Consider the following 7,400-nt stretch of genomic DNA (forward strand, 5'->3'; position numbering starts at 1 on the left):
CGGCGCCGCCGCCCGCGTCCGAGCCGCCGCCCGCCTATCAGCCGGCGCCCGCCTACGAGCCGCCGCCTCCGCCCCCACCCGCCCCCGAGCCGCCCCCCGCCTTCGTACCCGAACCCGCTCCGGCGCCGCCCCCACCACCCCCGCCGCCCCCGGTCCTGCAACTCCCGTTCCCACTGCCGCCGATCCTGCTCCCACCGGCAGCGGCCATCCGGCCCTGATCCGCGATCGCGCCGCGCCGTGGTCGGCGATCCGGCCTTGATCCGTGATCGCGTCGCGTAGCTCGGCTGGGATGTCCGGCGTCCCAGGGGATGGCGGTCGTGCGTCGAGTCAGTCGCTGGACTCCTGACCGGCGGCGGGTCGACCTTTACACGCTGTCGATGTCGGTGAGACTGGTCAGCTATGGACCAGTTGGTGCTGACTCTGGTGATCCTGCTCGCGGCCGTACTCGCCGAACCGCTCGGCGCGCGCCTGGGACTCGCGCCGTCGATCCTGATGACCGTATTCGGCTGCCTGCTGGCGCTGATTCCAGCTGTGCCCAGCCTGCACATCCCGCCCGAGCTGATCCTGCCGCTGGTCCTGCCGCCACTGCTCTACGCCGCCGCGCGTCGCACGTCATGGCGGCAGTTCGCGGAGAACTGGCAGATCATCGCGTTGCGCGCGGTCGGGCTCGTGATCGTCACCGCGATCGCGGTCGCCGCGGTCTTCCACGCGTGGAATCCCGCCTCCGCGTTGGCCGCGGGCCTGGTGCTCGGCGCCCTGGTCGCCCCGCCCGATCCGGTCGCGGCCACGTCTATGGCGGGCCGTCTCGGCCTGCCGCGCCGGTTGATCGTGACCCTGGGCGGGGAGGGGCTGTTCAACGACGTCACCGCCATCGTCATCTACACGGTCGGCATCCAGGCCGTGGTCACCGGGCTGTTCTCGCCGTGGCACGCACTGGGCGACTTCGCGATCGCCGCGGTGGTCGGGGTCGCCGTCGGCCTGCTGCTCGGCTGGCTCGGCAGCCTGCTCACCAAGCATTTGGACACCGCCACCGGCCAGGTCGCGGCGAGCCTGCTGCTGCCCTTCGCCGCCTACGGCATCGCCGAGCACTGGGAGGGCTCGGCGGTACTCGCGGTGCTGGTCTGCGCGCTGTACCTCACCGATGCCGTGACCGAGATCGGCGACCGCGACTATCGCCTGGTCGCCGATTCGTTCTGGGACATCACCGAAATGCTGATCACCGGCTTCGCCTTCGCCCTGATCGGTCTGGAACTGCGGGTGGTCATCGACACCACCGGACACAACTGGCCGGGACTGGCCGGGGTCACCGCCGCGGTGATCGTGGTGGTCGTGGGATTGCGGCTGGCCTGGCTGATGGTCACCTGGGCGATCAGCAGCAAACTCCCCAACACCGACGAACCGTTCACCTGGCGCGAGGTGGTCGTCACCTGGTGGGCGGGCATGCGCGGGGTCGCGACGGTGGCGCTGGCGCTGGCCGTGCCGTTCACCCTCGATACCGGCGCCGACTTCCCGGCCCGCTCGGAGATCCTGTTCATCGCGTTCGCGGTCGTGCTGTTCACGTTGCTCGTCCAGGGCCCGACCCTTCCGCTGGTGGTCCGCCTGACCGGAGTGCACGCCGACACCCGCCAGGAACGGGTCGTCGAACAGGCGCTCTGGACCAGGGTCGTGAATGCCGAACTCGCCGAGCTCAAAGCGATCGCCGCTCGCGACAATCTCCCGGAGGATGTCTACGAGGACCTGAAAGCTGTTTTGCGTCGACTGTCCGCCAAAGCCGATCCGGAGGCGGCCGACGCCGACGCGAAGGCGGCGCTGGACAAGGAACGCAAACTCGCCTCCCAGATGCGCGCGGTCCGCGCCGCCGTCACCGAGGCAGGCCGCCGCGAAGCCCAGGCCGCCCGTCGCGAACCCGGCATGCCCCCGGATGTCGTCGACCGGGTCACCCGCCGACTCGACCTCGGCCCGACGCATTGAGTGCCCGCCGTGGGCGCGCGGTCGCGGGCTGATCAGCCATTCTGCTCGAGCGCTCAGCCGATGTGCTCGGGAGCTCAGCCGACCTGTCAGAAGCTCAGCCGATTCCCAGTGAGTCCGTGGCGGCGCCTATTCCGTAGGTGATCGCCATTGCCAGCGCGCCGCCGACGACCACGCGCAGCACCGCGCGTCCACGATTACTGCCACCGAGGCGCGCGCTCACCGACCCGGTGATCGCGAGGGCGATCAGCACCGCGGCGAACGTCACCGGTACCCGCCATCCGGTGGGCGGCAACACGATCGCCAGCAAGGGCAGCAGCGCGCCGCAGGTGAACGAGATCGCCGAGGAGATCGCGGCCGCCCACGGGTCGGTGAGCGAGCGCGGGTCGATGCCGAGTTCGGCCTCGGCGTGCGCGGTGAACGCGTCGTGGGCGGTGAGCTCGGCGGCCACCGTGCGCGCGGTGGCCGGGCGCAGGCCCTTGCGCTCGTAGATCGCGGCCAGCTCGGCCAGTTCGACATCGGGTTCGGTGGACAGTTCGCGGCGTTCCTCGGCGAGCAGTGCCTTCTCCGAATCCCGCTGCGTGCTCACCGAGACGTATTCACCCGCGGCCATCGAGATCGCGCCCGCCACCAGGCCCGCGATGCCCGCGGTGAGGATTGTCTGGGCATTGTCCGTGGTCGCGGCGACGCCGACGACCAGTCCCGCGGTGGAGACGATGCCGTCGTTCGCGCCGAGCACCCCGGCGCGCAGCCAGTTCAGCCGGGTCGCCAGACCCTCGGTGTGCGGCTCATGCGGATGACCTGACCGGGGCGCACCCCCGGCCCCCTTCGAGCGACTGTTGTCTACGGGCGAGTCCGGCACCCGCCCAGCCTAGTCGGGTGAACCGGCAGATCAGCGGACCGTGGAAGCGGGGTTCGGCCATCCGCTCAGCTCCGTCGTGGCCACCCTGGGTGAGCTCGGCCACTGGCCCGGTTTCGTCGGGTATCCGGGAGCGGATCGGCCACTCGCTCAGCTTTGTCGGGCAACCGGGGCGGGGGCGGCAGCCGGACCCGCGCGCAGCGTGTCGGCCAGGCGCACAGCGAGCGCGATCACGGTCAAGGTCGGGTCGACGTGCCCGTTCGTCGGGAACACCGAACTGCCCGCGATGTAGAGATTGTCCACCCCGTGCACCCGGCAGTGTCGGTCCACAACCCCGTGCCTGGGGTCGGCCGACATCCGGGTGGTGCCACTGGGATGCGCCCAGTCGGTGAGCGGTAGGGGATCGGTGCTGTCGGGCACAGCCGCGGGAACAACCTGTGGCGCGGGCAATCCGAGCCGGACGAACTCACCGACGAGCAATGCCGTCGCCCGTCGAACCGTCCGGTCCTCCTGCTCGCTGGTGCGCCAATCCACCTGCGGCAGCGGCATTCCCATCGGATCGGTGCGCGTCGAGAGCCGAACCCGGCTGTCGACGTCCGGCGCCTGTTCCACCATCGCCCGCAGCTCGACTTCGCGCCGCCCGCCGCCCTCGGCCGACTCGAGCCGTGCCCGGCTGCCCGCAAATCTGTTGCCTGACAGCATATTCCGCCTCTTCTGCCACCGAAGCCGCCCACCGAGCAACCGCTTCACCGAGTTCCACGGATCGTCGTCGGTGACCTCCCGCAACCACAGCGCGCAGTTCACCAGCGACTCGCGCCGCTGCAGCACAGGCGACAATGCCATGCCGGTCAGGAACGTGTGCTTGCCACGCGGGCTCCGCACCACGTGCTCGCCGAACCGGTCGAGCGCCGCCCCGGCCTCGGCGAGGGGCAGCGTCGCGACGACTCCGCAGCGATGGTCCATCAGGTACCGCCCCACCTGGTCGTACCGATTCCCGATCCCGCCCACGACGGCGCGCCGCGAGGCCAGCAGCAGCCGCGGCGTCGCGATCGCACCCGCTGCCAGCACGAACACCCGCGCCTCGACGGTGCGCACCCGGCCATCCGCCCCGGTCACCTCGACCGAATTCACATGTGCGCCGGTGCTATCGGTGTCGAGATGGGTGACCGTCGCGTTCACCAGTGCCAGGGCGGTCGGCGCGAGAATGTCACGCACATTCGGTCCCCACCGTTTGCCCGCGAACCGGTTGACCGGGTCGCGGCTGAGCTGCCAGAAGCAGGGGCGCAACACCGTGGTGTCGAGCGCGTCGGCGGGTGCTCGCCGCCCGGTCAACGGCCAGAACTCGTTCTCGGTGAAGCCGGTGGCGTGCCCGAGCCCGGCATGCGCGGCGGCGCGCTCGGTGAAGGGGCGCAGTGCGCCCGCGTCGATCGGCCAGCCGGACCGGGCGACCCAGGGTCGATGAGCGAAGTCGAGGTCGTCGAGCACGCCGCAGCGGCCGGCCCAGGAGTGTGAGCTGCCGCCGAGTACCCGATTTCCCGCGACCCGGTGTTGGTGCGCGCGGGGTGCGCCGATGCTCTCGATCGCCGCGAATGCCGTCTCGTCCGTGGCGATCTCGTGTCCGCCGCTCTCCAATACCAGGACCCGCAGTCCGGCGGCAGCGAGTTCGGTAGCCACCGTCAGACCCGCCGGGCCCGACCCGATCACGCAGATCTGAGCGCGCAACACGTCGTCACCGACGGTGCGCAGGTCCTCGACATGCATCGGCGGTCCTCTCACCAACGGTGCCCCCGCACCGCCTGTCCCACTGTAAGAGCAGCGCCATCGGGTGTCAGTCGGTCTCGCAATGCTGATTGACGAAAGCTCTGATGTACCCGGCGGATTGGCGAACATACATATATGTCCAGAACCCCGGTCCCGAATCCGACGGGCTGGCGACCATGGTGATCTCGCCGTCGTAGCACTTCTCGACGATGTACCTGGCCCGCGACACATGCGGCGTGAAGGTGACCACGATGATGTGGTCCCACCCGTAGATCTTCGCGCGCCGGACGATTTCGCGCGCCTCGCCATCGGTGGTCCACGGGTCGGGCACGAAACACGAGACGCGGAAGGCGAATCGGCCGCCGCAGTACTTGTCCATCATCGGATCGTCGGCGCCGGTGGACTGCGAGATCAGCACCTCGGGGGCGAGACCGCGCTCGGCGAGGTCGATGCCGACGTCGAACCGTTCGTACGGGGTGCCGCCGAGTACCACGATCACATCGGCGGGCCGGAGCGGGTCGATCTGGGGATGCACGAAGACCGGCCATCCAGCGACCGCGACAGCCAGGACGGTGACCAGTGCGCCGACGAGCAACCATCCCGCACGCCGAAAGATCGACACGGCTTCGACGATACCGAAATACCGGCGGTCACGGCCGGGCCCGTGATCGAGCACGCTCTTCTGTCGGGGTCGGCTGCCAGGCACACTGGAGCCCATGACCGATACCGCCGTTGCCCCCGAACACCTCGACGTCGTCATCGTCGGCGCCGGGTTGTCCGGCATCGGGGCCGCATACCGGCTGCAGACCGAACACCCGCATCGCAGCTACGCCGTGCTGGAGGCGCGCGCCGACCTCGGCGGCACCTGGGACCTCTTCCGCTACCCGGGCATCCGCTCGGACTCGGAAATGTTCACCCTCGGCTACCCGTTCAAGCCCTGGCGCGCGGCGCGCTCCATCGCCGACGGCAGCGCGATCCTGGACTACATCCGTGAGACCGCGCGGGAGAACGGCATCGACCGTCACATCCGCTTCGGTGCCCGGGTGATCGGCGCGGATTGGTTGTCGGCGAAAGCCCACTGGCAGCTCACCCTCGCGCACGAGGGCCCCGACGGGCCCGAGCTGAGCACCTTGACCTGCGGTTTCCTCTATGCCTGCGCGGGCTATTACGACTACCAGCAGCCGCACGCCCCCGAATTCCCCGGCCGCGACGCCTTCGCGGGCACCGTCGTGCACCCGCAGTTCTGGCCCGCCGACCTCGACACCCGCGACAAGCGGATCGTCGTCATCGGCAGTGGCGCCACCGCGGTCACCCTGGTGCCCAACCTCGCGGTCGACGCCGCCCACGTCACCATGTTGCAGCGCAGCCCCACCTGGATCAGTGCGGTTCCCGGCCGCGACAAGCTGGCCGACAAGATCCGCCGACGGCTCCCCGCGGGTCTGGCCCACCGGCTGATCCGGACCAAGAACATCCTGTTCAGCATCGGTTTCTACCAGTTCTGCCGCCGTCGTCCCGCCGCCGCGCGCAAGCTGCTCACCGACCTCACCACCCGCATCCTCAAGGACGACAAACTCGTCGCCGAACACTTCACCCCCGATTACGACCCATGGGACCAGCGCCTGTGCGCCGCCCCCGACGCCGATTTCTTCAAGGCGATGAAGCAGGGCAAGGCGTCGGTGGTCACCGACCACATCGATGCCTTCGTGCCGGAGGGAATCAGACTGATATCGGGGCAGACGCTGCCCGCCGACATCGTGGTCACCGCCACGGGCCTGCGACTGCTGGCGTTCGGCGGCATCGCGCCCTCGGTCGACGGCACACCCGTGCCCCTGGCCGATCAGTTCGTCTGGCAGGGGGCCATGCTCACCGGTCTGCCCAACTTCGCCATCTGCGTCGGCTACACCAACGCCTCATGGACCCTGCGCGCCGACCTGACCTCCCGTTTGGTCTGCAAAGTCCTCACCCACCTCGACCGCACCGGCAGCGCCGCGGTCGTCCCGGAACCCAGGGGCGCGCTCTCCGAACGCCCGCTGCTCGACCTGAACGCCGGCTACGTGCTGCGCGCGATCGCGGCGTTCCCCCGTCAGGGCGACCGTCATCCGTGGCGAGTCAGGCAGAACTACCTGCTCGACGCGCTGATCACCCTGCGGACCGACCTCGGCAAAACGCTGCGACCGGTGTCGCGGCGGGTAGGAGAGTTCACCCGCAACGGGTGAGGCGCGCGGCCCGTTCGGGTTTCTACCGTTGTCATGTGCCTTGGTGGCACGTGGCATCGACCTGACGGGAAGGCCCAGCGATGACAGACACGAATCAGCACCCAGTGCGCGACGGAATCGCGGCAGGAACCTCCATCGGCGCTGGCATCCTGCTGGCAGTTGTCGGTGTCCTGCAGATTTTCCAGGGGATCTCCGCGGTAGCCAAGGACGATCTCATCGTCGTCGGACCGGAGTACGCCTACCAGTTCGACCTCACCAGCTGGGGCTGGTGGCACATCATCCTCGGCGCGATCGCGGTCATTGTCGCGATCGGACTGCTGGCCGGCCAGACCTGGGGCCGGGTATCGGCAATGGTGATCGCCGCACTGTCGATCATCGCCAATTTCCTGTGGCTGCCCTACTACCCATGGTGGTCGATCCTGATCATCGCCATCGACATCGTGGTGATCTGGGCGGTGGCCACCTGGCGACCGAACAACGTCTGAGCCGTCCCGATCCACTGACAACGCCGCTCCGTCATCGGGGCGGCGTTGTTCGTCCGCGGTGTGGTGGCGTGACCAGGGAAAATGTCTGGACTTTGCAGGCGATTTGACTTC

The 7,400-nt window shown here is 69.3% G+C and carries 7 protein-coding genes; 4 read left to right on the forward strand and 3 right to left on the reverse strand.

Annotated elements, in window-relative coordinates; translation table 11 throughout:
* A partial coding sequence (locus NA12_RS34485) for a hypothetical protein (protein WP_218017154.1) occupies window positions 1–218 on the forward strand: 218 nt, incomplete at its 5' end.
* A gap of 181 nt (window positions 219–399) precedes the next feature.
* Complete coding sequence (locus tag NA12_RS32785; RefSeq protein ID WP_067460704.1) at window positions 400–1,971, forward strand: Na+/H+ antiporter; 1,572 nt, start codon at window positions 400–402, stop codon at window positions 1,969–1,971.
* Between the two features lie 94 nt (window positions 1,972–2,065).
* Here the strand turns inward: NA12_RS32785 and NA12_RS32790 are convergent, their stop codons facing one another.
* The 3 genes from NA12_RS32790 to NA12_RS32800 all read right to left on the reverse strand — a co-directional run bounded on the left by NA12_RS32790 (window position 2,066) and on the right by NA12_RS32800 (window position 5,204).
* Window positions 2,066–2,740: a VIT1/CCC1 transporter family protein gene (locus NA12_RS32790; protein ID WP_243655173.1), complete on the reverse strand. Its 675-nt coding sequence runs from the start codon at window positions 2,738–2,740 to the stop codon at window positions 2,066–2,068.
* A 237-nt stretch (window positions 2,741–2,977) separates the two neighbouring features.
* Complete coding sequence (locus NA12_RS32795; protein ID WP_067460710.1) at window positions 2,978–4,588, reverse strand: GMC oxidoreductase; 1,611 nt, start codon at window positions 4,586–4,588, stop codon at window positions 2,978–2,980.
* A gap of 67 nt (window positions 4,589–4,655) precedes the next feature.
* Window positions 4,656–5,204 (reverse strand): YdcF family protein, encoded by a 549-nt coding sequence (locus NA12_RS32800; RefSeq protein ID WP_443093724.1) that lies wholly within the window; start codon window positions 5,202–5,204, stop codon window positions 4,656–4,658.
* A gap of 100 nt (window positions 5,205–5,304) precedes the next feature.
* Here NA12_RS32800 and NA12_RS32805 point away from each other — a divergent pair, with 100 nt between their 5' ends.
* The gene (locus NA12_RS32805) at window positions 5,305–6,804 is read left to right on the forward strand and encodes a flavin-containing monooxygenase (protein WP_067460713.1); all 1,500 of its coding nucleotides are present in this window, start codon (window positions 5,305–5,307) and stop codon (window positions 6,802–6,804) included.
* 80 nt (window positions 6,805–6,884) lie between these two features.
* Entirely contained in the window at window positions 6,885–7,289 is a 405-nt protein-coding gene (locus NA12_RS32810) for a DUF7144 family membrane protein (RefSeq protein ID WP_067460716.1), read from the forward strand.
* Window positions 7,290–7,400 lie beyond the last annotated feature (111 nt).

The sequence above is a fragment of the Nocardia alba NBRC 108234 genome (assembly GCF_001612665.1).
Classification (GTDB): domain Bacteria; phylum Actinomycetota; class Actinomycetes; order Mycobacteriales; family Mycobacteriaceae; genus Nocardia; species Nocardia alba.